We start from the raw sequence: 25,311 nt of genomic DNA, 5'->3' as shown, positions 1-25,311 counted from the left end.
ATGACTTCAAACTTTGTAGAAGAATTAAAATGGAGAGGCATGTTGCATGACGCAATGCCAGGAACCGAAGAACACCTAATGAATGAAATGCAATCTGCCTATGTTGGTATTGATCCAACTGCAGATTCGTTACACATAGGGCACTTAGTAGGGGTGATGATGTTACGTCATTTTCAGTTGGCAGGGCATAAGCCATATGCGCTTATTGGCGGTGCTACAGGTATGATTGGTGATCCTTCTGGTAAATCTGCAGAGCGTAATCTGTTGGATGAACCTACTCTTAGACATAATCAAGAAGCCATAAAAGGACAATTATCGCGATTTTTAGATTTTGATGGTGATGCAGATAATGCTGCTATCTTGGTCAATAATTACGATTGGATGAAAGACTTCTCGTTTTTGGATTTCATCAGAGACGTGGGTAAGCATATTACCGTTAATTATATGATGGCCAAAGATTCTGTGAAAAAGCGACTTTCATCAGAATCTAAGGAAGGGATGTCTTTTACCGAGTTTACCTATCAGATGGTACAAGGTTATGATTTCTTATACTTGTACCAAAACCATAACTGTACATTGCAAATGGGCGGTAGTGATCAGTGGGGTAATATTACTACTGGTACTGAACTAATCCGTAGAATAGGTGGCGGAAAAGGCTATGCTTTAACCTGTCCATTAATTACAAAGGCAGATGGCACCAAGTTTGGGAAGACAGAAGGCGGTAATATTTGGTTAGATTCTGAAAGAACATCACCATATAAGTTTTACCAATATTGGTTGAATACGTCAGATGTAGATGCTGAAAAGTATATTAAGATATTTACGTTTCTTTCAAAAGAGGAAATAGACGGATTGATAAAAGAGCATCAAGAAGCGCCTCATATGCGTGTTTTGCAAAAACGTCTTGCTGAGGAAATTACTGTAATGGTACATTCTCAAGAAGATTTAGAAAATGCCCAAAAGGCAAGTAATATTCTCTTTGGGAAGTCAACATCTAAAGATTTGAAAGGCCTAAACGAGAAGACGTTTTTAGATGTTTTTGATGGTGTTCCGCAGGCTGAAATTTCTAAGTCAGAACTTACTTCAGGGCTTAACATGATTGGTGCTCTTGCTGATAAAACGGGATTTTTAGCTTCTAACAGTGAGGCAAGAAGAGAGCTGAAACAGAATTCTATTTCCGTAAATAAAGAAAAGGTAAAGGATGATTACCTAATTACCGAAGATGATCTAATCAACGGTAAGTTTGTGTTGTTGCAACGTGGTAAGAAGAACTATTTTGTTTTAGTTGTTAAATAGCCCGTTTAGATTATTAACTACATAAGTAGACTAAGTTGGGTTTGAAAGACGTTATCTAAGGAGTAACATTTTTCAAACCCAAATAGATGCGCAAATTTTTACTGATTCTTACCGTTTTTTCTACACTTGTTTCTTGCGATAAGTTAGATGAGCTTACCAAATTTAATCTTGATTATAAGAGTCAGGTTACTATTCCCGCTTCTGCTGTTATAGACCTTCCTTTTGATATGTTCACTCCGGACATGGAAACCAACTCAGATTCTCAGTTTGAAGTAAACGACACACGTAAAGACCTTATAGAAGAGATTAAGTTAACAAAGCTTCAGCTGGAGATTACGTCGCCAGATGATAGCGATTTTAGTTTTCTAGAATCTTTAGAAGTCTATATTTCTGCAGATGGTCTTGATGAAATCATGATAGCTTCAAAAGAAGTAGTAGATGAAAATGTAGGTGATGTCTTGGATGTAGATGTCTTGGATGTTGATTTAAAAGAATATATCAAAAAAGACAATTTTAATCTTAGAATGAACACCGTTACGGATGAGTTGATTTCTACAGATCATGAGATTGATGTGAACACAACGTTCTTTGTAGATGCTAAAATATTGGGGCTTTAGAGTACCATTAAATTACAGCCTCTAACGTCAGAATGATCAAAACGGCCAAGCACTTCAAATGTGTTGTTAGCGTAAGTTTTGCCTAGATCTTGTGTGGCAATAAAAGAGCAAGAATCAATATTTGCCAAATCAATGACATTTATACCGCCGGTTTTTTTGTGGTCTTGGTAGGCTAATGGGTCCTCGGTGTCACGAATCAATATTTTCATCCAAGGAGGTGTTTCAAAAATACCGTTTCCTTTTGAGTAGCCTTGAGATAATAGTTCTGTCATACCATATTCTGAATGTATGACCGGTACGCTAAACCCTGCTTTAAGAATGTCGTGAAGCTCTTCGCGAATTAGTTCTTTTCTGCGGCCTTTCATACCCCCAGTTTCCATAATAATAGTATTTTTTAATTGTAGCGGGTGTGTTTCAACCATATCCAAAAGAGCAAAAGAAACCCCTATAAGCAGTATTTTTTGACCGGTTCCGTCTAACTGGGTCAATTTCTTTCGTAAACTATCAAGGTCATTAAGGTAAAACCCACTATCAACGTGTTTGCTTTGTTTAATCATATCATCTACCATGTAGATGAGTGATGATCCTTCTCTTTCAAGATAAGAAGGTAGCAAGGCTAGAACGCAATAGTCTTCAATTTTTCCGTAGAAATGTTCAAATGCCTCTCGGAAACTTTGTTCGTAGAGCGCTATTCGGTTTACAAAATGTTTGCTGGTTTCGCTTCCGGTGGTTCCACTACTTGTAAATATAGCTACGGGATTCTTCGCTCCGGAAATTATTTCTTTTGACTTAAAAAAAGAAATAGGTAAAAAGGGTATCTCGGAAACTTGAGTCACATTCTTTTCCGTCTTTCTGAAATATGAGCAAAATTCCTTGTACACGGCATTATGGCGATATTGATGTCTATAAACTTTAAGAGCCTGTACATCAAATTCACGTTGTGAATTAATTTTAAAAATTTCGTTACCGTTCATAATTGTGTTGCCGTTGCAAAAATAGTGATAACCTTTTCCGTATAAAATAAAGAAGATGGGTAAAAGTGGATAATTTTGATTTAGGTGTAAGAGCTGTTCTTTAAATCCGGAATGGCTGTTAATTTCTTTTAGAGAACGCGTTGCAATATGTTAATTTTTTCTTAATACCTCGCAGGCTGGGGTTAAAGATTTTGTAACCCGTTATATACCTGTACCTTTACCGCAATAGCTATAAAATAGCATTTTGCTGTTTTTTTAAAATGATATTATGAGTCAAGTTAAAGAGAACGATAAAGTAAAAGTACATTACACAGGTAAATTAGCTACAGGTGAAGTTTTTGATAGCTCTGTGGAAAGAGGAGAGCCTATTGAATTTACAATGGGTCAAGGTCAGTTGATACCTGGTTTTGAAAAAGGTCTTATTGACATGAAAGTCAACGAGAAAAAAACTGTGAATATTCCTAAAGAGGAAGCTTACGGAGAGCCTAAGGCAGAATTGATTCAGGAAGTTCCTAAAAGTCAATTGCCACAGGATGTAGAGCCTAAAGTTGGTATGGGTCTTGTTACTCAAACTCAAAGCGGACAGGAAATTAATCTACTTGTTACTGACGTAAAGGAAGAAAGTGTAGTGGTAGATGGTAATCACCCTTTAGCTGGTAAAGATCTTATTTTTGATCTAGAAGTGGTTGAGATATTATAAAAACAAGTTCCCTGTTTATTTCTTTTTGAACAGTACGTTGCAAGGAGATAGATTAAGGGAAGTTAAGAATATTTGTTTTTGATTAAATTGAAATGGCTCCCGAGAGGGGGCTTTTTTTATTACTATTATTTTACTACTAGCTTGCGGTTGCTGGTTTTTTTGTTCTCAGTTACTTGTAATACATAAACTCCAGGTACTAGTCTTGAAATATTTAAGTTGCTTTTGGAAATTTTCTGGGTAAGCACAATTTTACCGAATACATCGTAAACTTTAATCTGTTTGAGTTGGTTGTCTCTTGTAATGACATTCACCATGTCGTTAAAAGCAGGATTGGGGTATAGCTTAAAACCCGGGATTTCTTCTGTTTTTTGATTTTGAAAATCAAATGAATCTTGGGCAGACATACTAATGGAGAAAACCATTAAAAGCATAAGGTAGGTAACGCGCATAACTATTGATTTGGGGTCAATAGTTTAAAGGTAACTAAAGGATGCAGTAGGTGTTATAAAATGTTGTGAAAGCAGTCTAGGTGTTGGTGAATGGCATGTCAGGTTTCATTCATCGCTGTTTTGTTACCGTTCATCGATAGGTAATTTTCTTAAATGAATGAATGCTAGAATCTAAATTTGGTCCTTTGGAGTGAAAACGTATTGAGCTACTTAACGATTAGTTTTCTTGTAGCAACCTTGTTGTTTTGATATACGCGTAGAACGTAAACACCGGCATCTAAATCATAAAGATTTAGTTCATCGCCAATTATTTTGGTTTCTAAAACCTGCGTACCTAAAACATCATAAATTAAGATTTGTTTTGGTGAGGTATCAGAAGTGCTAACATATACCTTTCCGTTAGTTACCGGATTTGGGTAAAGTTTAAAATCTTTAATATCACCATTACTCTGAGCGTTTTGCCCATAGGAAAAAGAAATACATAAGAAAGTAATTAAGAGGTAAAAGTGCTTCATACAGTTACGTGAGCAAATAATATACCACAAATATACGAAATCTTTGTTTTGATCGTTTCCGCAATTTGTAAGTTGTAGGAAAAAGTGTGTATTATGCGCCTTAAAAGTGGTGTTTAGATAAAAAAAATAATATCTAATAATTTGATTGTTAGTATTTTAATTGGTTTAAGAGGTTTTGTTAACAAGTCTAAACAAGAGCACGTTGATTTTTCGCTACAGAAGAAGCAAGAAGATAACTATTACTTTTAATATTCTAAAAATTTATCATAGACTCTTTTTCCGTTACCTTATCATACACATCACGGCTAAAAGCATATAGTTTTGAGGGTTTTTTGGCATTCCCTTTTTTTGTCTCATTCAATGGAACGATGTAAATTTTCTTTAAAGCTTTTTTTCGAAAATTTCGGTTGTCCAATTCAATATTTAGGACAGCTTCAAAAGCTATTTGCAATTCATTCAATGTAAACTTATAAGGCAGAAAATCAAATATAACAGGTTCAACCATTATTTTTTTCTTTACATCCTCATGAGCATCATTTATAATATCATAGTGGTCAAAACCAAGGTCTGGTAGCGACTTTATAGAGAACCATTTAAATTGGTCTGTTGTTAATGTAGCGCTCTTCTTAGGTTGCACAAAATAGTAGGCGATAGTCATTGATTGTACTTTTAGACCATGACTTTTTACCCACAAAAGGTCTTTGTCGGTTTTTAGGCTAGAGGAGTTTCCATAAGTGCGAAATTGAATTCTATTAAATTCACTAAGATTTGTAATACTTTTAAAAATAGTATTAGCAGATTCTTCCAAGGTTTTGCTAATAAATGCACGCTCTCCAGTTATAATCCAATCATCAATAATGGGAAAGTCATCACGGAACATATTTAGGGTTCGTTTTTGTAATAGAACATATAAACCGTCTGAGCCCAAGCCAAATATGATACAATTAACAGATACATTATCCAGTTTTCTAAAATCCATTTAAATACAGCTCTATTATCTTTAAATCTAACCCTCTATTACCGTTGGGGAGGTTTCTAATTTGTCAATATACAATGAACCCTTAAAAATATCGATATAATTTTATTTTTTATGTAAATTCAGAGATTTTGGATACTGACTAGATACGGAGAAACAACATGCAAAACCCGGTATATTTAAATATAGAAAATGTAGATTCATTGAGAAATAGAGTGTCTACGCCTACATTTGACCGAGATAAAATTAAAACAAGTATTGCGCATATAGGCGTAAGTAATTTTCATAGGGTACATCAGGCATATTATATGCATGAGTTAATGCAAAAGCACGATAGGCTAGACTATGGTATTTGCGGAATAGATTTGTTGGATGGAGATCGAAAGATATATAATGTTTTAAAAGACCAAGACGGACTATATTCATTAATTATAAAGGATGAGAATGGTTCTCATCAAGTGAAAATAATAGGTTCTATAGTTGAATATTTTTTTGGGCCCGAAAATCCAATGGCGGTTATAGAGAGATTGGCAAATCCTGATATTGAGATAATTTCTTTAACTATTGCCGAAGACGGATATCACCTTAATGAAATTACGGGAGAATTTGATCAAGAACACCCTTCGGTTGATGAAGACGTGAAAAATCCGTTTTATCCAAAAACCGTTTTTGGTTATTTAGTTCAGGCTTTTAAGTTAAGGAAACTAAGAGGTTTGTCTGGTTGTACCGTATTATCCTGTGATAACATAAAAGGAAACGGAGATACGATGAAACTATCTTTTTTGAACTACGTAAGTCAAGTAGAGCCTGAGTTATTACCTTGGTTAGAAAAGAATTCTACTTTTCCAAATTCAATGGTAGATAGGATAACACCACTTACCATACAGGAAGATATAGAGGCCCTAAAAAGGGATTTTTTAATTGAGGATCAATGGCCGGTAGTCTGTGAGTCTTTTAGTAATTGGGTTATAGAGGATAACTTTTTTCATGAAACGCCGCAGTGGGGAAAAGTTGGAGTTCAATTTGTTAAGCAGATTGAATTTTATGATAAAATGAAACTTCAGTTGCTAAATGCGGGTCACACCATTCTAGGAATTTTGGGTACCCTTCATGGCTATAAGACTGTACATGAAGCTGCAAATGATGAAGAATTTATGAGTTTTTTAAAGGCTTATATGGATGAGGAGGTTATTCCTGTGTTGGAGAATGTTGAAACCTTATCGGTAGAAAATTACAAAACCAAATTAATAACTAGGTTCAAAAACCCTTATATTCATGATAGTCTTTCAAGAATTTGTAGCGAAAGTTCTGCTAAAGTCCCTGCCTTTATTTTGCCAACTATCAATTCACAACTATTAAAGGATAAAGTTATTAATAGAGCTGCTTTTGTGGTTGCGGCATGGTGTAAATACTATGATGGGGTTAATGATCAAGGTAAGGTCTTCAAAATTTCAGATTCTATTAGTAACACGCTTATTAGAAGATCAACCCTGTCTCATCAAGACCCAATTAAATTTTTGGAGATTGAATCTGTTTTTGGAGAGTTGAATACTAATCCTGTATTTGTTGAAAAATATATAGGGTATTTAGCTCAAATTAGATCTCACTCAATAAAAGATTGTATTAAAAACTTTAATAACAACTTGCTTTAGTATTTTAACTGTTTAGGCATAAATCATTTTTTCAATGGCTTCTCTTTCTATTTTAGGGTTAGCTCCTTGACTGCTGGCCACAATAGCGCCAATAGCACAGGCAAAATCAATGGAAATTTGAGGTAAAACCCCTTTTAGTAATTTGTTGATTAAGGAAGCCAAAAATGAGTCGCCGGCACCAACTGTATCTACAACTATTATTTGGTAACCACTATTATAGTAGAAATCGTCATTATAATATAGAATGGCTCCATGTCGCCCTTTTGTAACACATATTGATTTAGTGTTAGTGTGTTCTGCAATAAATTTGATATTTTGCTCTATAGATTGAGATTTGAAGTTTAGTGTTTTTGCTATTTCAAAAATTTCATCATCGTTAAATTTTATAAAATCGGCTTCGTTCATTAAATACTCCAACACTTCTGTAGTGTAATAGGGAGCTCTAAGGTTTACATCAAATATTTTATACTTGGCTAATTTTAAAAGTTCATACAAAGTGTTTCTAGAATTATCACCCCTTGCAACTAAACTCCCAAAAATAAAAGCATCTGCCTTTTGTGTGGTTTTCTTTGAGTCTTCCGTTAACTGAATATCATCCCAAGCTCTTGGGAATTCTATAGCGTATGATGCTGAACCTTTCTCGTTCAACATCACTTTTACTTTTCCGGTTTCTAACTTTTCGTCAACTTGTATGTTTTGTTTATTCACACCTTGTTCGGTAATGAAATCTACAATTTTATTACCGGCTTCGTCATTTCCTACTCTACTAATAATAGTTACGTTGTTTTCCAAAGATTGCAAACGTACAGCTACATTTAGTGGAGCTCCTCCAATTTTTTTATGAGTAGGAAAAACATCCCACAAAACCTCGCCAAAGCAAACTATATTTTTCATTTAAATATTATTTAAGACCTTATCATTCATACGTATTATACATTCTTCTACTCCGTACTTTAATATGTTTCCGTAGGCATTTAGATAAGCATCAACAAATTTTTTGGAGTCTTTGAGTTTCCCGAATACAGACTCTACTTCTAAAAATGAAGCAGGGTCGTTTTTTGCAACCAAGGCTTTTTCTTTTAAAATTGTTTCTAAGACATCTTTAATAAGTAAAGGTTCTCCTTTTTCATCAATACCTATACTGTAAATAGCCCAAGCGGCAATTACGAACGCAGCATACTCAATGGAACCGCCTTCTTGTAATTGGGTGTTTACCGTAGGTAAAATGAAGATTGGGATTTTAGCGGAGCTCTCAGAACAGATTCTGTCTATTTGGTCCTTTATGTAAATATTACCGAACCTTTGTAGTAAAGATTGTTTGTATTTATACAAATCAATACCTTCTAAATCACCTAGGATAGGAGTTACTTCTTTATCCATGTAACTGTTTAAAAAAGTACGAATGGCTTTGTTGTGAACAGATTCGTCAATCGTGTTGTATCCTATTAAGGCGCCAAGTATTCCTAATACAGAATGCCCTGCATTTAATAGACTAAGTTTCATTTTTTCATAAGGCACTACGTCTTCTACAAATTGAGCTCCAACGGTTTCCCATGCTGGTCTGCCAGCTATAAAATCATCCTCTATTACCCATTGTTTAAAAGGCTCACAAACTACTGGCCAAGCATCATCTATCTCACTAGTTTCTTGTAATTGAATAATATCCGATTGAGATGTTGCCGGTGTAATTCTATCTACCATACTATTAGGAAACGACACGTTAGATAGAATCCAAGGAGCTAATTCTGGTTGGGCTTTTTTGATGTAACTCATCAACATTTTTTTTGTCATATGCCCGTTACCCTGAATATTGTCACAAGATTGAATAGTGAAACCAGCTAGTCCTCTTTCTTTTCTAAGTTTTAAAGCTTGCGTCAAATACCCGAAAATTGTTTTTGGTGCCTGAGGATTCTTTAAATCAAATTCAATTAGGGGGTTATTAAAATCAAACTCGCCAGTTGCTTCGCTATAATTGTAACCTCCTTCTGTAATGGTTAATGTTATAATTTTAACATCGGCACTTGCCATTTTCTCAATTACTTTTGATGGGTTCTCCGGAGCGAACATATAATCCACAATGGAGCCAATGACCCCTTTAGTCAAGGAGCCATCTAATTCTTTTACAATTAGCGTATAAAGGCCATCTTGTTCTTTTAATGTATTGTAGATTTTAGAGTCAAAATCTAATAAAGCAATTCCGCAAATACCCCATTCTGTAATTGATTCGTCATGTAACAACTGGTCTGTGTAATATGCTTCATGAGATCTATGAAAGCCACCAATACCAACATGTACAATACCGGTTTTTACATTAGATCTATCGTATTGAGGAATAGCAACCTGTTTGGTTAGCTTACTCAGATTTTTGCTATTTAATTTATAATTAGTCATGTGTTCAATCTTTATATTTTCATTATTTGCTTTCAAATTTTTGAAGAAGAACTGCAAATATTATAATTCCACCTTTTACTACCTGTTGCGGATAAGAGGGTACGTTTAAAAGATTAAGGATATTTCCTATCAGTCCTAAAATAAGAACGCCCATTAAGGTGTTTATGGCTGTTCCTTTTCCTCCATTCAAGCTTGCGCCACCAATCACCACAGCGGCAATAGCATCTAATTCCCATGCCATACCCATATTAGGTGAGCCTAAATTTGTTCTAGAAGCAACAATTATAGCAGCGGTAGCAGCCAAGGCTCCTGAAATTGCGTAGACTAAAAATTTGTATTTATTGACTTTTATACCGGATAGTCTAGAGGCTTCTTCGTTACTTCCTATAGCTATAACCAGCCTTCCGAAAACATTGTAGCGTAGCATTACCATCGCGCCAATAACAATTAGAAAAAAAACGATTGCAATGTTAGGAATGCCTAAAGTTGAATTATTAGCAAAGTTTGACATAAACTCTCCTCCGGGGGTTTTGAATGTAATAGGGGAGCCTTTAGAGTATATAAATCCCAGTCCCCTTGCTATGGTCATCAGGGCGAGCGTGGCTATAAAGGGAGCCATCTTTTGAAAGGCTACGAGGTAACCTGCTACGCTTCCTAGAGAAAACCCGATGATAATTGTTAGTATAATTGCTAGTGGTAAGATTACCGTGTTTACCAAAATGGCAAAAGTAACTGCCAATAAAGCTACCATGGAACCAACGGACAAGTCAATCCCTCCCGTTAGAATAACTATGAGCATTCCAATACTAATAATACCTATACCGGAAACTTGTTTTAATAAATTGGAAAGGTTGACGGATGTAAAGAATACATCTGAAATTAATGCTGAAAATATAACCAGTACGATAAAAATGAAAATAGTGTTATGTTTAATTAAAAACTTAAGTATGCCGCCAGGACTGCTGAACTGTTGTTTTATTGTTAAGGCCATGATATGAATTTTTGTGGTTCGACTTTATTATTTTAATTGCTTTCCAATAGAGTATCGTAGAATATTTTCTTCGGAAAATTTATCTTTTGGTAATTCGCCATAAATGGTACCTTTATACATTACCAAAATACGATCTGAGATACCCATTATTTCTGGCATATCTGAAGAAATGACTACTACGCCTACGCCTTTTTCGGCTACTTCATTGATTAGGTTGTATATTTCTACTTTGGCCCCAACATCAACTCCGCGTGTAGGCTCGTCTATAAAAATCACTTTACTATCAACACTCAACCATTTCGCTAATGCTACTTTTTGTTGATTTCCGCCGCTTAAATTTTTAACATCTATTTCTGAGCTTGGTGCTTTAATACTCAGTTTATCAATTAACCCTACTACATTTTTATACTCATTATCCGTATTAATAAAACCTAGTTTACCTGAAATGCCTGTAAAATTGGTTACACTAATATTTCGTCTAATTGAAAGAGGTAAAAACACCCCTTCTTCTTTTCTATCTTCTGAAACAAAACCTATTTGATGCCCAACTGCACAAACTGGTGTATTCGTTTTTATTTCTTTTCCATTTAGAAGCATTGTTCCCGATTTCTTTTTATGCGCGCCAAAAATAAGTTTGGCGGTTTCTGTTCTTCCGCTTCCGCCTAATCCTGCAATTCCTAAAATTTCTCCAGGGCGTACTGAAAAGGATACATCGTGAACCAATGTATCTTTTGCAGTTAAGTTTTTAACTTCAAAAACAGGGACTTCTCCTACTTGAACATTGCGGGGAGGGTATAAATCTTTTAACTCTCTACCAATCATTAATCGGATAACGCCATCGGCATCAGTATCGGCAACCGCCATACTCCCAGTATCTACACCATCTCTAAGTACGGTAACAGAATCTGCTATTTTAAAAATTTCATCTAAATGATGTGATATATAGATTATAGAGATTCCTTTTGCTTTTAGTTTGAAAAGATTATCGAATAATTTTTTAATATCCGTTGGGTCAAAAACCGTAGTTGGCTCATCTAACACTAGAACTTTTGTGTCTTCAGATAGTGCTTTTGCAATTTCTACCACTTGTTTTTGTACAATACTTAAATCTCTTACCCTTGCAGCAGCATCAATTTCAAAGCCTAATGAATCAATTAGCTCTTGTGCATCTTCTGTAATTTTCTTCCAGTTCATCCAAAATTTACTTGCACCCAATTTGTGCAAGTAAATATTTTCAGCTACTGATAAATCGTTCACTAATGATAATTCTTGGTAGACAACACTAATCCCTAACACTTGTCCTTCGTGCGTGTTTTTTGGATTTATTTCCTGACCGTTTAGGGTGATTTTTCCAGAATCTTTTTGATGCACACCACTTAAGATTTTTACCAGAGTAGATTTCCCAGCACCGTTTTCACCAAGTAAAGCGTGGATTTCTCCAGGCTTTACTTTTAGATTAACATTTTCTAGTACCGAAACCACACCAAAACTTTTGGATATTCCAGTCATTTCAACTCTATATTCACTTTCTGAAGTTTTCATATCAATGACTTTGAATATTAAAATAAGGCTTTAGGGTCGTAATATTTTGCTGCATTATCTTTGGTAATTAATAAAGGTGCTGTAAAGGATGTTTTCTTAAAATCTCTTTTTCCATTCATATATTGAATTGCATATTCAACAGCATTTTTGCCAATTTGCACAGGGCTGTTCATTGCAGTACATCCGTAAAAATCAGTATCCATAATGTATTTAATCGCCTCCTTTTGTCCGTCTGCACCTGCAACGATTAAAATATCATCCGTTTTTCCTGCTTGTTTAATTGCTTTAATTGCTCCTAATACACAAACATCAGATTCTGTAATTACCACGTTAATGTCTGGATGTGCTACTAAAATATCTTCCATTGCTTTCAGGCCTCCGGCATAAGACCATTCCGTGTAGGCTTGCGTTTTAATATTTAAATCAATTTCGCCTTGTGTTCTTAATTGCTCTTCTGTAATACCTTGTAGTAAACCTTGCTTACGAGTTCTCCCAACAGGGTTTCCGGCATTACCACTTAATAAAGCAATATTCATTTTGGTTTTACCCATTTTCTTAACAAGCCATTCTCCTGCTAATTCACCATTTGCTAAATTATTTGACTGAATTGTTGTTATAAATTCTGCTGAAGGATCAATAGAGCTGTCAATAATGAATACTGGTATGCCTGCCGCTTTTGCTGCTCTAGTAACACCTACCAATGCGTCAGGGTCTTTAGGGTTTAATAATAAGGCATCAACTCCTTTAGTAATTAAATCTTCTACTGCTGCTATTTGTTTATTAATATCATCTTGTCCATCAGCAGATAAAAAAACCATACCATTTTTTTCAGTATTCGTCTGAATACTTTGTAGTAATGCCTGGTAATATGGTGCGTTTAGGGAAGGAGTGCAATATCCTATCTTCTTTCCTGTAAGGTCTAGTTCACTTACAATACCTTCTTCAGCTTCTTCAGTTTTGTTATTGGATGAGGTAGCTGTCTTGGTTTCTTCCACACAACTGGTCAGGTTAAAAATTAATGCGAGGACCATTAGTGGCTTAAAAAATTCTCTTAATACGCAGTTTTTGTTCTTTGTTTTCATATTCAATAGTATTTGTGGTTATTTATTTTTAGTTGCTCTTTTAAAATAAGGTAAGGTCTAATGATAAGACTGTTTTTTGCTTCTCAGGATTCCACATGGCGGTAACCTCTACTGGCATTTTGTAGTTGCCAATGTTAACGGTTTTACTTAGGGCCATACCTACATTAATGACATTCCCTTTGTCTTCGGTATAAAAAGTTTTGTCTGTTAAGAATGACCATGCTCCTCCCGCAAAAAGAGAAAGTTTATAATCATCTTTTTCCCAAACTTTACTTTTAATTTCAAAGTAATGTGTCCAAGAATCTTTAAGAGAACCATCAGCCTGTGTTTCGTAATCTCCAGAGCCACCAGCCACGATGGTAGCTAGATAAAGTAGAGTATTAGGAGTAACATTGTATCCAAAGTTGATATCTACAAAATTGTATCCTTGGGTTTTATCATAGCTCCAGTAACGAAGCTTATCTCCTCTTTCTTCAACGCCTGTGTAATTATTGTGAGTTACTGCCTCCGCGAAAAATTTATCAGAAAAACGATAAACGGTGTAGATTGAAAATTCTTGATAGTGTGCGCTTGCGGCTTCACCTGTATTTTTATTGATTACGTCAACAGTAGTTAGACCAGCTCCACCCCATACACCAAAAGTAAATTTTTCATTTCTTGAGTTGTATTCTAGATTGGTGGCGAACATTGCTCCTGGGTGTACTACAAACCCGTGCCAAATATGCATGTTTTTTAAATGCCCACCGGCGTTAAATGGCTTGTAGTCATCTTCTTTTTCCATGTCATCTTGAGCCGAGGCTAAGGTTAGGCTTAGTAGTAAAGAGCAAAATAGAGTAATCCTGAAACTTAAGTTACGTAATTTCTGTGATTTGCCTGAAACACAACTAGTTGCTCTTTTAGCGTTTAAAAGTAATAGTCTCATGATTTTAAGTTTGTTGAGTTAGTTAATTAATAAACGTCATATGAACGTTTGCTAAGGCAAAAGAATATTATATTTTCCGAATTGCCAAATAAATTAACATTATAACTATCATATTTTACCCTAAAACTGTGCTATTTTACCTTATAACTACCATGAACATTAAGAATATTGAAATATGTTAAAAAACGTATTTAAAACGTTTAATTTGTATATTAACGTAATATTTATCTATTTTTATTCAAAATATTGGTCTATGGAGCTTGAGGTAATTTCTAATATATCAGTAGATTGTGTTGTGTTTGGGTATGACACAAATAAAAAATCATTAAACGTTTTATTGATCAAACGCTACTTGGAATCTGAAATAGGGTCAGATATTTTGGTAGATGATTATGTGCTAACGGGTTATCATGTGTATGAGCATGAAACTCTAGATGAAGCCTCTACTCGGGTTTTGAAAGAGTTAACGGGATTAACGGATTTGTATAAGAAACAATTCAAAGCCTTTGGTTCTCCAAGCCGCTTAATGAGTGAGACGGACCAGATTTGGATAAAGAACAAGAAATTTAGTTCTAGAACATTTACTATTGCATACTACTTTTTGCTAAAAACAGAGGATGTGGGTGTGGGAAGTAAAAGGTATGAGGCGAAATGGTTTCCCATCAGAGAGCTGCCGAAATTAGGATTTGATCACGAAAAAATTATAATGGAAGCTTATGAAGATCTAAAAATAAAATGTTTATCAGAGCCTATTACTTTTGAGCTGTTACCGGTAAAATTTACAATAAATGATGTGCAGGATTTGTATGAATCTATTCTAGGGATTGAAATTGATAACCGAAACTTTAGAAGAAAATTGATTAATAAAAAATATATTATTGCCTTAGATGAAAAGCAAGTAGGTGTTTCAAAAAAGCCGGCACAATTATATATGTTCAGCAAGGATATATATGAGAAAATGTTTACTAAAAATTATCTAATTAGTATTTAGGGTTGTGCTTATTCGCTAAAATATTAGGTTGGATTAATTTGTGTTTAGAATAAAAGTATTTGTACATAACAGCAAGCAAGTAAGCGGATTTATTTTACTAATTTGAGCCATACTATATAGTATGGCTTTTTTTAATTAAACCTCACACCCATTGTTGCTTTTGAATAAGTTTTTGTTTTTAGTTTTTTGCTGTTTAATGGCATCCTGTACATCTCGGAATGACCAGGGCATGGTACAGTCTGGTGAGATTTTGGACAGTACGCTGTTCTACTATAACCTCTCTAAAGATAAATCTCTTTCTTTAATAGATAGGAATAAAACCGCTCTAAAATCATATCAGAAGATTAAAAAATCCATCAAGGATAGTCTTTATGGGCAAGTGCTTTATCAGAAGAATCTGCTTCATTTAATTTCCAAAGAGTATGATAGCCTGCTTTTCTATAATGATTTGCTGCTAAGTAATTCCTTGAATGTAGATAAAGCGTCTGTATTGGCAGAACAGTATTACTTAATGGGGTATTATTTTGCAGAAATAGAACACGATTATAACAAGGCTATTGAAAACTATTCTTTGTCAAAAGAATATTTCATGAGAGTTAAAGACAGTAGTTTAGTTGGTGAAAACCTAATGAATATAGGTATTATTCAAAAGAACAATAATGACTTTTTTGGCAGTAAAGAGACGCTTACTGATGCTTTAATTTTTTTAAAGAATCCTGAGAAAAGAGCAAATTGTTACAATACTTTGGCTACGAACCATAGGAAGTTACTCAACTTTTCTGATGCAATTGACTATTACCAGCAGGCTATCTACACAACAGAATCCAAAACTGACAAGCTAATTTATGAGAATAACCTAGCGGCTAATTATATTGATAATAAGGAGTTTGATAAGGCTGTTACGCTGCTAGTTGATATTAGTAAAGATTCTGCGATTTCCAAGAACCCAAAGGAGTATGCAAGAGTCTTGGATAATCTGGCATATGCAAAGTGGTTGTCTGGGGCGTCTATTAAAAGTAATGAGTTTGAGCAGCTGTTAAAAATAAGGGTTCAGAAAAAAGATAAAAGAGGTAAAATCGCCAGTTACACGCATTTAGGAGAATTTTATAGTAATGACAACCCTAGAATTGCCAGGGCATATTTTGATTCGGTTATCCAATTATCTAAAAGTTTAAAAATACCTCGTGCAGAAAAGGATGCCTTAAAATTTGTGATGCAATTATCGCCTTTAAATATTGAAATAAGAAATAGGTATGTGTTTTTGCAGGATAGTATTTATGATCAAGAATTAAAAGTAAAAACCCAATTTGCCAAATACAGATATGATGATAAGTTAAAGCAAGAATCTATACTTAATTTGGAAAAAGAAAACGTAGAGCACCAATTGGAGATTGTAAAGGAGCGTAATCAAAAAATAATATCCTATACAGGTTTAGCATTGATTTTGTTTATTTCTGCTTTCGCAGCGTTTTTCTCAATTCAAAGGGCTAGGCGATTAAAACAGGAGAATAGAACGGCAAAAATGGAAGCAATTTATGAAACGGAAGCTGAGCTGTCCAGAAAATTGCATGACGACTTTGCTGGTAAGCTTAACCATGCTATGGTATTGCTTCAAAATGGTTCGGATAACACAGATGTGTTAAATGTTGTTGATGATCTCTACAATCAAAGTAGAGATTTTTCTAGAAAAATTAATGACGTAGATACCGGGCCAAAATTTAAAGAAGTTCTTTTTGGTATGCTAAGTAGCTATTGTAAAAACACACAATTAATAGTGACTGGTAGTGCAGACATAGATTGGTTGATTTTGTCCGATATTACTAAGAAAACCTTGTACAAGGTGCTGCAAGAGCTCATGATAAATATGCAGAAACATAGTGCTGCATCTGTTGTGTCAATCCGTTTTGAACGGACTAAGACAAAGTTGAAAATTAACTACACAGATAACGGTAATGGAGCTACAAAAAGCAGCTTGAATAATAAAAATGGTTTGTGGAATACAGAAAAGCGTATTCTAGCAATTAACGGAAGTCTTACTTTTGATTCAGAGAAGGGCGATGGTTTTAAAGCTCAAATTGAAATACCGAATTAAATAGTGCAGACTATGTTCAAAAAAATACTGATAGCAGAAGACTTTCAAGACACCAATAAAGGCATTGTAAATGCCTTGGAAAATAGGATGGAGGTAGAAGATATTCAAGAAGAACTTTATTGCGATAAAGCCTTTAATAGGTTTAAGGTGGCTTTTCTTAATAAAGAACCCTATGACTTATTAGTAACCGATTTATCATTTAAAGAAGGCCCTGTAGCTCGTAGGCTAACTTCAGGCCAGGCTCTTATTGAAGCAGTAAGGCAGGTGGATCCGGATATCAAAGTTATTGTAAATTCTATGATAGATGATCCAACCCAAATTAATCCGCTTTTTACAGATCAAAAAATAAACGGCTACGTCTGTAAAGGTCGTAATGGGCTTAATGAGTTGATTATTGCTATACAAGAAGTTTACCAAAATAGAACTTATGTATCTCCCCAGATTAACCTGAACAGTAGCAACTCGGTTTTTGAGCTAGATAAGTATGATCTTTTAATTTTACAAGATTTAGCCGAAGGTTTAACTAAAAAGGAAATCTCTGAAAAGCTAAAGAATCAGAATATATCTCCAAATAGCGAAAGTACTATTGATAAAAAAGTAAGCCGTTTGTTTGATGCCTTTGGGGCTAAAAACACACATCACCTTATTGCCAAGTTAATTAAGCAAGGTAGAATCTAAGGTTTTAGCTTCCCGTCTTTACATTATTATTTTAAAACTTAAACCCCTTACGGATATCTGTAAGGGGTTGTCTTTTTATGGTGGTAGTTTTGGTCTAACCAAACTAATAGATGACCAAATACTATGTTACTCACACAGCACAACTCAATGGAGTTGATGATATGCATACTAGACTTCAATTTGCTTGCTTTTAGAATTGACAAGGCAGGTTTAGGGTTTCAGGCTATGGATCAATTAGCAATTGTTATAGTCAAAAAAATCTCTGTTCAATCTAATGTCTGTACGTGGTGTATTAAAAAGTATTCTACTCAATATTAAATTTAATTAAGATATAGACCGGCCTGTTAAAGAGATGTTTGGGGGAACATTGAATTTTGCGGGCTTGGTCTTTAATATTACTTCGATAATATCCATACTAACCACTGATAAATTATGTGCATGAAAAACTTAACTATACTGTTGATTGTTTTACTATTATCATTTCCGAAATATGTGAATGCCCAAAACGATGGAGCTGTTGTTGCGGGAGCAGTGGGAGCATTGGTTGCTATTGGAGCAAGTGTGGCTGCGGTGGAACAGATGAAGGAAAGAGCGGAGTTAACTGCTACAGAATGGTTGTTGGCAAATAATCCTAGAATGACCAGTTTTTCATTGAAAACATTGGATTTTGATGGTAAAAAATTAAAAGACATGTCTTCTGCTTCTTTAATTACATTTAAAATCCAGGAATTTATGCCAATGGATCAGCCTGAATTGAATGGTAGAAAGCAAGTCTTACTTGGTTTTACTAGTCATGGATGGATTAATGAATATGGTATAGATTTTACAAAAGTAAAATGGTTTCTAATAGACAGAACGGAATGGGTTAAGATGATGGTCGCCTATGTGAAAACAGCATCCGATGAAAAAAATGAAAACAAAGTGGAAGGTCTGTTGACGCAAGGTAAAATTCTGAATAGGGGGATAAAGGTGAAAAATAAAGCTGTCATACCTTTTTACAGGCTATCCGGAGATATGTATGTAGTAGTTGATTATTCAGATGCTATGAAGTTTATATATAATGAGCGGTCGTTAGGAATTTTTTTAAAGGAAACCAGAGACTTGGTGCAGATAAAACGAAGCAGTCTCATTGAAATTCATGAGTTCTTTTTTGAAGATAACTAATGGTTTGTTGTGGGTCTTAGTTGTAATTAAAATGATGCGTGCTTTAGCGTAGCAGAAGTGAATATTTCCTAATATTCTAAAACTAAAAAAGCCTCCAACTTGCGTTGAAGGCTTTTCGCGGTCTGGACGGGACTCGAACCCGCGACCCCCTGCGTGACAGGCAGGTATTCTAACCAACTGAACTACCAGACCGTGGCGTTTAGCGAGTGCAAATATACACCGCATTTTCAATTGCGCAAACAATTTTCGATAAAAATTTCATCATTATACAAATTTCTTTCGCTCCACTAAATAGGTGTTGAGTATTTTGGAGAAATCTCCCTTTATATCAACCTCCACATATTTAATCTTGTACTGGGCGCATTTTAGTTTCAAATCTTCAAAATAAGAAGTGACACTGCGTTCGTAAGCTTCTTTTATGTTGCTGGAATACAAATCTATATGTTCGCCAGACTCTACATCTAAAAAACGTTTGGGTGTATTGTCAAAATCAAAATGAAACTCTGTAGATCGGTCTAAAAGGTGGAATAGTACTACTTCATGCTTGTTATATTTCAAATGACGGAGGGCATCAAATATTTTTTCATCATCTGCAGAATTTTGAAACATATCCGTAAAAAGAAAAATTAGGCTTCTTCTTTTTATGTTTTCCGCTATTTGGTGCAAATAGGTATAAGTTTCCGTTTGTTGGGCTGGTTTAGTGTCCAAGCTAATTTCACTCAATTTTGCTAATAGCATTTGATGATGCCTTTCACTTCCTTTTTCTGGAGAGTAAAAGTTATAGCTGTCCGAATATACACTTAGGCCAACGGCGTCTCGTTGTCTTTTAAGGGTGTTCATCAAGGCGGCAATGGCTAATACTCCAAAACCGATTTTATTTAAATTGGAGGCCGATAAATCCTTTACTTCGGGGTAATACATAGAGGCTGAACTATCCAGTATCATATGGCACCTTAAATTGGTCTCTTCCTCATACCTTTTGGTGTACAGTTTATCAGTCTTCGCAAAAAGCTTCCAGTCTATGTGCTTTGTACTTTCCCCATCGTTATAAATCTTATGCTCTGCAAATTCCGCTGAAAATCCATGAAACGGACTTTTATGTATGCCGCTAATAAAACCTTCCACTACCTGGTTGGCTAAAAGCTCTAAATTTGAGAAAAGTGAAGTTTTATTTAATTCGGATTGCAGGTTCATCTTACTAAGATAGGCATTAAACCTAAAACTAAAATTGAGGGAAGCGTCAGTTTTGGGCATAAAAAAATCCCACTAAAAGCGGGATTTTTTCTATAGCTCCCTTTGTCAAGGGAAAACATTATTATAAAGCTGCGTCAATCGCGTCTGTGTATACTTTCTTTGGAGAAACTCCAACCTGACGGTTAATAATCTCACCGTTTTTGAATACCAATACAGTTGGAATGTTACGCACACCGTACTTAGCAGCAAATTCTTGATTTGCATCAACATCTACTTTACCTACAACGGCTTTGCCTTCGTATTCTGAACTAACCTCTTCAATGATAGGGCCTACCATTCTACATGGTCCACACCATGCTGCCCAAAAATCAACTACTACTGGTTTGTCACTTTTTAATACTACTTCGTCAAAAGTAGCGTCTGTTATTTCTAATGCCATGATTTTCTGTTTTTAAATATTATACAAAGTTAGTCAAATATATGCCTGTTTCCTTACTAACGATACATTGCTTTTAGCTATTGTGCTATCAATGTAATTTATAGGGTTAAAATTGGTATTGAACATATAAGAGGCTAACCTAGTTCAGTTTATAGTGTACCTCGTTTTCTTTTAGGGTTGCTAATAGTTCGCTACTTATCTGAACTTTCTGCTTTCTACTGGTTAGGCTTACTTTTATCTCTTCTTCCATCTCATATACAATAAAGTTAAGAGGATGGTTGCCTTGGTGGGAAACAATGGTTTCTTTTAGTTGATGAATATCTTCTTCTTTTAGCGTGTCAATGTTCAATTTAATAGTGAGCTTTTTGGCATAAGTCTCCATAACTTCTTGAAGAAGCATAAAGCTATTAAACTGAATACGTGGGTCTCCTTTTTTACCGGTATCCCTATTCGTCCATCCATCCTTCACAAAAACTTTAATGTAAGCGAATGAATTAATCATAAGGAAGTGGCGGAACCTTAGGTATTCTTCACCAAAGATTCGGAACTCAAAAGATTCTGTATAATCTTCTACGGTGAAAAGTGCCCAGCCTTTTCCATTTTTGGATACGCGATGCTGTACATCTGTAATTACGCCTGCAAAGGCTAATTCACGATTTACTACGGTTTCAAGATTGTTTAAATCGGAAAGAGAAGCATTACAGAAGGCGTTTACTTCTGTTTTAAAATCGTCCAAAGGGTGGCCTGAAATATAGATGCCTACTACTTCTTTTTCTCGACGTAGTTTTTCCATGGTGCCCCATTCTTCGCAAGGTGGTACTACCGGTTCTGGTATTTGTACATCACTAGCTTCGCCAAAAAGACTTACTTGACTAGAGTTTTCGCTTTCTTGAAATTTGGCGCCATACTTTATGGTTTTTTCTAAGAAGGTGACTCCATCTCCCTCATCATGAAAGTATTGTGCTCTATGGGTGTCGCCAAAAGAATCGAATCCGCCGGCAACGGCTAAACTTTCAAATGCTTTTTTGTTGGCGGCACGTAAATCTATTCGCTTTGCGAAATCAAAAACAGATTTAAAAGGGCCTTCTTCATCTTTTCTATGTTCAACGATGGTTTCTACTGCGCCACGGCCTACGCCTTTAACTGCGCCCATCCCAAAACGAACGGCACCAGCATCGTTTACCGCAAATTTGTAGTAAGATTCGTTTACATCTGGTCCTAGAACATCAAGCCCCATACGTTTGCATTCCTCCATAAAGAAGGTTACTTGCTTAATGTCGTTCATATTGTTGGATAGAACGGCTGCCATATATTCGGCAGGGTAGTGGGCTTTACAATAAGCAGTTTGGTAAGCAATCCAAGCGTAGCAGGTGGAGTGAGATTTGTTAAAGGCATAGGCTGCAAACGCTTCCCAATCCTTCCAAATCTTCTCTAATTTATCTGCCGCATGCCCTTTTGCCGAAGCCTGTTCAATAAACTTAGGCTTCATCTTATCAAGAACGTGCTTTTGCTTTTTACCCATCGCCTTACGCAAAACATCGGCTTCACCTTTTGTAAAGTCGGCCAGTTTTTGCGAAAGGAGCATCACTTGCTCTTGGTAAACTGTAATACCATATGTTTCTGCTAAGTATTCTTCGTTAGCATCAAGGTCATATACAATTTCTTCGGTACCATGTTTACGAGCAATAAAACTTGGTATGTATTCCATTGGACCAGGACGATACAAAGCGTTCATGGCAATTAAATCTGCAAAAACGGTAGGTTTTAAGGCCCTCATGTGTTTCTGCATACCGGGAGATTCATATTGGAACACCCCAACAGTTTCTCCTCTCTGGAAGAGTTCGTATGTTTTTATATCATCTAGCGGAAAATTCTCTGGGTCTAATGTTACTCCGTGTTTTGCTTTTACGATTTTAACGGTATCCTTAATTAAGGTTAGCGTCTTTAATCCCAAGAAATCCATTTTTAATAAACCGGCATCTTCTACAACCGAGTTATCAAATTGGGTACAATACATTTCGGAATCCTTGGCAAGAGCTACAGGAACGAACTTCGTAATATCATCAGGGGTAATAATAACTCCACAAGCGTGTATACCTGTATTACGAACAGATCCTTCAAGAATATAAGCTTGATTCAATGTTTCTGCCTCAAGACCATCGCCCTCAGAAATCGCCAAAAGTTCGTTAATCTTCACTAGGTCTTCTGCCCTAAATTTCGACTTTAAGATTTTTTCATCAACCCCAATAATCTTTTTTAGTTTAGACATGTCGGGTATCAACTTCGCCATGCGATCGGAATCTTGCAAAGGCAAATCTAAAGCACGAGCCGTATCTCTAATTGCAGATTTGGCAGCCATGGTACCGTAAGTGATAATCTGTGCTACTTGATTTGAACCGTATTTATCAATTACATAGTCCATTACACGACCACGCCCTTCATCATCAAAGTCAATATCAATATCGGGCATAGACACACGATCCGGATTCAAGAAACGCTCAAAAAGCAGATCGTACTTGATTGGGTCTAAATTCGTAATCCATAAACAGTAAGCAACGGCAGAACCTGCTGCAGAACCACGACCAGGACCTACGGAAACATCCATAGCTCTTGCTGCCCTTATGAAATCTTCCACAATCAGGAAATAACCAGGGTAACCGGTTTTCTCAATTACTTTAAGCTCAAAGTCTAGTCGTTCATCAATTTCGGGAGTAATTTCGCCATATCTTTTCTTGGCACCTTCGTAGGTAATGTGGCGTAAAAACTTGTTTTCCCCACGTTTACCATTATCTAATTTATCTTCTTCAAATTGAAATTCTTCTGGAATATCAAAAGCAGGTAATAATACATCACGGGCTAGTGTAAAAGTTTCAACCTTATCTACAATTTCTTGAATATTGATGATTGCCTCTGGAATGTCCTTGAATAGCTCCTTCATCTGATTCGAAGACTTGAAGTAATATTCTTGGTTGGGCAATCCATATCTGTACCCGCGACCGCGACCTATTGGTGTAGCTTGTTTTTCACCATCTTTAACGCATAAAAGAATATCATGCGCATGTGCATTTTCTTTTTCTGCGTAATAGGTGTTGTTGGTGGCAACTAGTTTTACATTATGTTTTTTAGCAAACTGAATCAATACTTGGTTCACCCGGTCTTCATCTTCTTGACCGTGGCGCATGATCTCTATGTACAAATCATCACCAAAGGTTTCTTTCCACCAAATAAGGGCTTCTTCTGCTTGGTGTTCACCAATATTTAATACTTTGCTTGGGACCTCACCATATAAGTTTCCGGTAAGGACCATAACATCCTCTTTGTACTGCTCTATAACTTTTTTATCAATCCGCGGTACGTAATATTTCCCGCTCACAAAGGCAATGGAAGACATTTTCGCAAGATTTAGGTATCCTTTTTTGCTTTTTGCAAGCATAACGATTTGATACCCGTTGTCTTTTTGCGATTTATTGGTGTGGTCTTCACAAACTTGAAACTCGCAACCAATAATAGGGGTGATTTCCAATTCTGGTTCCGGTAATACGTCTAAAGGTTCTTCCCCTTCTTCAAGAGTTCCGTTTTGGGTAGCCTCGTAACGCTTTAAGTTTTCCTTATTACGAGAAACCACGCCTTTGTTATGATTAAGAACTCCATTTACAAAATGGAAGGCTCCCATCATATTCGCGTGATCCGTCATGGCTACGGCAGGCATTTTTGCTTTAGCGGCAGCAGTAACCAAATTAGGTACGCTTATCGTGGATTGAAGTATAGAAAACTGAGTGTGATTGTGTAAATGAGAAAAACTAGCGGATTCTAGTGTTGCAAGGTTTTCTTGTATTTCTTCTTGGGAAATCCCGCCGGTATCTTTATCCCAAAGCGCATCGGCTATTTTTTTCGATGCTTTTTTTAGGTTAATATGTTTAAGACCGATGAGCTGAATCTCTTGCGGATTTGCTTCCGAGAAATTCTTGAAATAATCTGGTTTAACATCTAATTGCTCAGCTGTATATTGGTGCTTACGGATAAGCTCTAGAAAACAACGGGTAGTTGCTTCAACATCGGCAGTGGCATTGTGAGCTTCGCCAAAAGGCTTGTCAAATAAAAATTGATGTAATTCCGTTAGGGTAGGAAGCTTGAATTTGCCGCCACGTCCACCGGGTATTTGACATAATTTTGCCGTTTGCTCGGTACAGGTGTCTAGCACGGGAAGTTCTTGCAACGGATTCTCTACACCCATACGGTGAAATTCCGCTCCCATAATATTCAAGTCAAAACCCACATTCTGGCCAACGACAAATTTTGTCTTTGACATAGCTATGTTGAATTTCTCTAAAACCTCAGATAGAGAAATACCCTTTTGTTCGGCTAATTCTGTAGAAATACCATGAATTTGCTCGGCATCATATGGTATGTTAAAACCATCTGGACGCACTAGGTAATCTTCATGTTCAATACAGCGGCCCATATCGTCATGCAGCTGCCATGCTATCTGTATACAGCGTGGCCAGTTATCAGTGTCGGTAAAAGGAGCGTTCCAGTTTTTTGGAAGACCGGTGGTTTCCGTATCAAAAATAAGGTACATAAAGGCTTGTGTTTGAGCTTAAAAAAGAGACTATAAAATTAAACAAAAAGAACGCTCTTAAAGCTAA

General features: G+C 35.8%; 21 protein-coding genes and 1 tRNA gene. 8 read left to right on the top strand and 14 right to left on the bottom strand.

The window, feature by feature from the left end; all coding sequences use genetic code 11:
• Complete coding sequence (gene tyrS / locus HW347_RS15610; RefSeq protein WP_214612679.1) at positions 1-1,296, top strand: tyrosine--tRNA ligase; 1,296 nt, start codon at positions 1-3, stop codon at positions 1,294-1,296.
• An 86-nt stretch (positions 1,297-1,382) separates the two neighbouring features.
• Positions 1,383-1,913 carry a hypothetical protein gene (locus tag HW347_RS15605; protein WP_214612678.1) on the top strand — a complete coding sequence of 177 codons (531 nt, stop codon included), beginning with the start codon at positions 1,383-1,385 and terminating at the stop codon, positions 1,911-1,913.
• Here HW347_RS15605 and HW347_RS15600 read toward each other — a convergent pair.
• Positions 1,910-2,887, bottom strand: coding sequence for a LuxE/PaaK family acyltransferase (locus HW347_RS15600; protein ID WP_214612677.1), 978 nt, complete (start codon positions 2,885-2,887; stop codon positions 1,910-1,912). The two genes, HW347_RS15605 and HW347_RS15600, sit on opposite strands and share 4 nt — an antisense overlap.
• Positions 2,888-3,155: 268 nt before the next feature.
• Here HW347_RS15600 and HW347_RS15595 point away from each other — a divergent pair, with 268 nt between their 5' ends.
• Entirely contained in the window at positions 3,156-3,587 is a 432-nt protein-coding gene (locus tag HW347_RS15595) for an FKBP-type peptidyl-prolyl cis-trans isomerase (protein WP_194532759.1), read from the top strand.
• 125 nt (positions 3,588-3,712) lie between these two features.
• Here HW347_RS15595 and HW347_RS15590 read toward each other — a convergent pair whose 3' ends face one another.
• The 3 genes from HW347_RS15590 to HW347_RS15580 form a co-directional block, all read right to left on the bottom strand.
• On the bottom strand, positions 3,713-4,036 hold the full coding sequence (locus HW347_RS15590) for a T9SS type A sorting domain-containing protein (RefSeq protein WP_214612676.1): 324 nt from the start codon (positions 4,034-4,036) through the stop codon (positions 3,713-3,715).
• 206 nt (positions 4,037-4,242) lie between these two features.
• A complete protein-coding gene (locus HW347_RS15585) occupies positions 4,243-4,551 on the bottom strand; it encodes a T9SS type A sorting domain-containing protein (RefSeq protein ID WP_214612675.1) in 309 nt (102 codons plus the stop codon).
• Positions 4,552-4,804: 253 nt separating this feature from the next.
• Entirely contained in the window at positions 4,805-5,530 is a 726-nt protein-coding gene (locus HW347_RS15580; RefSeq protein ID WP_214612674.1) for an NUDIX hydrolase, read from the bottom strand.
• A gap of 158 nt (positions 5,531-5,688) precedes the next feature.
• On the opposite strand from HW347_RS15580, the gene HW347_RS15575 reads away from it, so the two are divergent.
• Positions 5,689-7,179, top strand: a complete 1,491-nt coding sequence (locus HW347_RS15575) for a mannitol dehydrogenase family protein (protein WP_214612673.1) — start codon at positions 5,689-5,691, stop codon at positions 7,177-7,179.
• 12 nt (positions 7,180-7,191) lie between these two features.
• Here the strand turns inward: HW347_RS15575 and HW347_RS15570 are convergent, their stop codons facing one another.
• From HW347_RS15570 to HW347_RS15545, 6 genes are read right to left on the bottom strand one after another with little or no spacing between them, the layout of a single operon-like run.
• Entirely contained in the window at positions 7,192-8,073 is an 882-nt protein-coding gene (locus HW347_RS15570) for a carbohydrate kinase family protein (protein WP_214612672.1), read from the bottom strand.
• A complete protein-coding gene (locus HW347_RS15565) occupies positions 8,074-9,570 on the bottom strand; it encodes a mannitol dehydrogenase family protein (RefSeq protein ID WP_214612671.1) in 1,497 nt (498 codons plus the stop codon). It lies immediately after the preceding gene.
• Positions 9,571-9,592: 22 nt separating this feature from the next.
• The gene (locus HW347_RS15560) at positions 9,593-10,561 is read right to left on the bottom strand and encodes an ABC transporter permease (protein ID WP_214612670.1); all 969 of its coding nucleotides are present in this window, start codon (positions 10,559-10,561) and stop codon (positions 9,593-9,595) included.
• A 27-nt stretch (positions 10,562-10,588) separates the two neighbouring features.
• Positions 10,589-12,103: a sugar ABC transporter ATP-binding protein gene (locus tag HW347_RS15555; RefSeq protein WP_214612669.1), complete on the bottom strand. Its 1,515-nt coding sequence runs from the start codon at positions 12,101-12,103 to the stop codon at positions 10,589-10,591.
• A gap of 17 nt (positions 12,104-12,120) precedes the next feature.
• Positions 12,121-13,185, bottom strand: coding sequence for a substrate-binding domain-containing protein (locus tag HW347_RS15550; RefSeq protein ID WP_214612668.1), 1,065 nt, complete (start codon positions 13,183-13,185; stop codon positions 12,121-12,123).
• 40 nt (positions 13,186-13,225) lie between these two features.
• The gene (locus HW347_RS15545; RefSeq protein ID WP_225901945.1) at positions 13,226-14,107 is read right to left on the bottom strand and encodes a hypothetical protein; all 882 of its coding nucleotides are present in this window, start codon (positions 14,105-14,107) and stop codon (positions 13,226-13,228) included.
• Positions 14,108-14,360: 253 nt separating this feature from the next.
• On the opposite strand from HW347_RS15545, the gene HW347_RS15540 reads away from it, so the two are divergent.
• From HW347_RS15540 to HW347_RS15525, 4 genes are all read left to right on the top strand, one after another.
• The gene (locus HW347_RS15540) at positions 14,361-15,098 is read left to right on the top strand and encodes an NUDIX hydrolase (protein WP_214612667.1); all 738 of its coding nucleotides are present in this window, start codon (positions 14,361-14,363) and stop codon (positions 15,096-15,098) included.
• Positions 15,099-15,294: 196 nt separating this feature from the next.
• The gene (locus HW347_RS15535; RefSeq protein WP_214612666.1) at positions 15,295-17,190 is read left to right on the top strand and encodes a tetratricopeptide repeat-containing sensor histidine kinase; all 1,896 of its coding nucleotides are present in this window, start codon (positions 15,295-15,297) and stop codon (positions 17,188-17,190) included.
• Positions 17,191-17,202: 12 nt separating this feature from the next.
• Positions 17,203-17,868: a DNA-binding response regulator gene (locus HW347_RS15530; RefSeq protein WP_214612665.1), complete on the top strand. Its 666-nt coding sequence runs from the start codon at positions 17,203-17,205 to the stop codon at positions 17,866-17,868.
• A 438-nt stretch (positions 17,869-18,306) separates the two neighbouring features.
• Positions 18,307-19,032 (top strand): hypothetical protein, encoded by a 726-nt coding sequence (locus tag HW347_RS15525; RefSeq protein WP_214612664.1) that lies wholly within the window; start codon positions 18,307-18,309, stop codon positions 19,030-19,032.
• A 118-nt stretch (positions 19,033-19,150) separates the two neighbouring features.
• Here HW347_RS15525 and HW347_RS15520 read toward each other — a convergent pair.
• The 4 genes from HW347_RS15520 to dnaE all read right to left on the bottom strand — a co-directional run bounded on the left by HW347_RS15520 (position 19,151) and on the right by dnaE (position 25,244).
• Positions 19,151-19,224, bottom strand: a tRNA-Asp gene (locus HW347_RS15520).
• A 72-nt stretch (positions 19,225-19,296) separates the two neighbouring features.
• Positions 19,297-20,226, bottom strand: coding sequence for a DUF58 domain-containing protein (locus HW347_RS15515; RefSeq protein ID WP_214612663.1), 930 nt, complete (start codon positions 20,224-20,226; stop codon positions 19,297-19,299).
• 121 nt (positions 20,227-20,347) lie between these two features.
• Positions 20,348-20,665 carry a thioredoxin gene (gene trxA, locus HW347_RS15510; RefSeq protein WP_038237640.1) on the bottom strand — a complete coding sequence of 106 codons (318 nt, stop codon included), beginning with the start codon at positions 20,663-20,665 and terminating at the stop codon, positions 20,348-20,350.
• A 139-nt stretch (positions 20,666-20,804) separates the two neighbouring features.
• Positions 20,805-25,244, bottom strand: coding sequence for a DNA polymerase III subunit alpha (gene dnaE, locus HW347_RS15505; protein WP_214612662.1), 4,440 nt, complete (start codon positions 25,242-25,244; stop codon positions 20,805-20,807).
• Positions 25,245-25,311: the final 67 nt, after the last annotated feature.

The organism is Zobellia barbeyronii (genome assembly GCF_018603515.1).
Classification (GTDB): Bacteria; Bacteroidota; Bacteroidia; order Flavobacteriales; family Flavobacteriaceae; genus Zobellia; species Zobellia barbeyronii.
The sequence above is the reverse complement of the archived record's forward strand: the minus strand, read 5'-3'. Positions and strand labels throughout refer to the sequence as shown.